The 1,874-nt window shown below is 35.6% G+C and carries 2 protein-coding genes; both read right to left on the bottom strand.

What is annotated here, in order from left to right; all coding sequences use genetic code 11:
• Positions 1 to 240: 240 nt before the first annotated feature.
• A complete protein-coding gene (locus FE394_RS18115) occupies positions 241 to 663 on the bottom strand; it encodes a hypothetical protein (protein WP_319927734.1) in 423 nt (140 codons plus the stop codon).
• Between the two features lie 27 nt (positions 664 to 690).
• The gene (locus FE394_RS18110) at positions 691 to 1,572 is read right to left on the bottom strand and encodes a DUF6731 family protein (RefSeq protein WP_319927733.1); all 882 of its coding nucleotides are present in this window, start codon (positions 1,570 to 1,572) and stop codon (positions 691 to 693) included.
• Positions 1,573 to 1,874 lie beyond the last annotated feature (302 nt).

Below are 1,874 nucleotides of genomic sequence, written 5' to 3'. Positions count from 1 at the left end.
TGAGAGAGTCGCCCCTGTGAATTGAGTTAATAGGAAGTACCGTTATGGGGATTCCCATATCGGATAGGTTTCAAATAGTTAGGATGCCAGCCGCAATGCATGTATACGGATGTGATGAGAGTGATTGCGGTGGTAAATATAGGATATAGGAAACCTCGCTAAGGCGAGGTCTTGAATGAACATTTGAAAAAATGTAATGCTAAAATGCATGGGATTACATGGAATAAATAGAAATAGGAACTATATATTCTTTAAAACTAACCAAAACCTCCATCCTATGTCACCCAGCATAAACACTGATGATAAGAACACCCACAAACAAATATAAGCACTAATATACAAAAATTGTTTCGGTGATATTACAGTCCAACAACCAATAGCAAGAGAAAATGCATACCACATCGACACTGTAAATATTTTTTTTAATAGGACACGATAATGCCCCGATATTTGCATTTTTCTCAATAGATTATTACCAGATACAGATGCAAGAATCGATAACCCGGTAATTAGAAACCCCAACAGTGTTGCAGACACTTGCGCAGCGACGGTTGCTGCTGAACGGATAGCTGTATCATCAAGACCTATAAACCAACCTTTATACCATGTAGCAATAGTGAGGAATAATGTGATAAATATGCATATTTTTATATAATATCTCATCGTATCCCCCTTCTTACTCGTCAGTTATCACACTTTAAAATTAGCATCAAAATGATGCTGTTTCTGGTCCTTAACACCTTTAATACCTTGATATATGTCAGTTGAGTAAATTTCACCACCTTCTCTAACTGGCACATCAATTTTGTCATAAATGCGTTCTGCAAATAGGTCTATCGGTTCTTTTACTCCAGAAATTTTGACTTTTAATTTTTTTGTATATTCTGAATTTAATAAATTACGAATATAACCCTTAGTTTTTTCCAGAAGTCCTTGCTGCTTGGATGCAATCGCTATTTTTCCAGTAAATTTTGTTCCGCCAACATCCGTTAACATGTCAAAGGAGTCTTGAGTCCAGGCATCTTCTGGATCGGGTTGATACTCTTTTCCTATGGGTCTAGCCACTGAGAATTCAACACTTTTTATCAATCCTTTTTTGAAAATGACATCCAGCGATTCTTTAGTCAAAATATCATCAAATCTAATTGTTTGTTTTTCTTCGGTAAATTCAGTGAGATATTTAGATAATACTGAGATTACGCCTCCTTCCCGGCTGCATTGGTAACCTAATACTTCTACACCTTCTCTCTCTTTGAAAAGCACAAAATGATTTTTTTCAATAAATTCTTTTCCTTCATCCAGTTCAAGATATTCTTCCTCAAGGCTGGACTTGCTGCCAACCGCAGGCCTGTCTAAACGGAACCTTACCAAATATCCTGTTATAGATTTCATATCTATATCAACCGTAAGACCCCTAATTTGATAGGCTGTATCTCCTGCTGGCATTACTTGTAAAGGTTCATTTTGTTGTGCGAGTTCCGATAGTATCCTCCATAAGGTATCGACTTCTTCATCAACTCCACATCTGGATTTATAAAAACGAACTGTATATCTTTTGTTCTTCAGATTCATGTTCTTCTCTTTACTTAAGATTATTGTACAAATCTTAAGTAAATCACACATAGAACAACAATCAACCAAAACGACACAGGCACATTTAAATTAGTGAGTTACATCAAAATTATCTCAAATAATGCTTGATATTAAAATAAACGGAAGAAAAAAATCATTAAAATATGTTGCTACTTTTATGCTGATCTGTATACAAACACAGTATCACTCACAACTCCAACTGAAAAGAAGGTTTTACCTATCAATTCCCAAGCTGCCCTAATAACCTAAATTGAAAACCGTATAATCAGAACCACCCGCAT

Origin of the sequence: Xenorhabdus littoralis (genome assembly GCF_033949345.1) — a bacterium.
Lineage (GTDB): Bacteria > Pseudomonadota > Gammaproteobacteria > Enterobacterales > Enterobacteriaceae > Xenorhabdus > Xenorhabdus littoralis.
Note: the sequence above shows the minus strand (reverse complement) of the source record. Positions and strands in the feature narration are given on the sequence as shown.

Coding starts and splice junctions, on each gene's coding strand:
- FE394_RS18115 (WP_319927734.1), bottom strand. CDS start 663: ATGAGATATTATATAAAAATATGCATATTTATCACATTATTCCTCACT.
- FE394_RS18110 (WP_319927733.1), bottom strand. CDS start 1,572: ATGAATCTGAAGAACAAAAGATATACAGTTCGTTTTTATAAATCCAGA.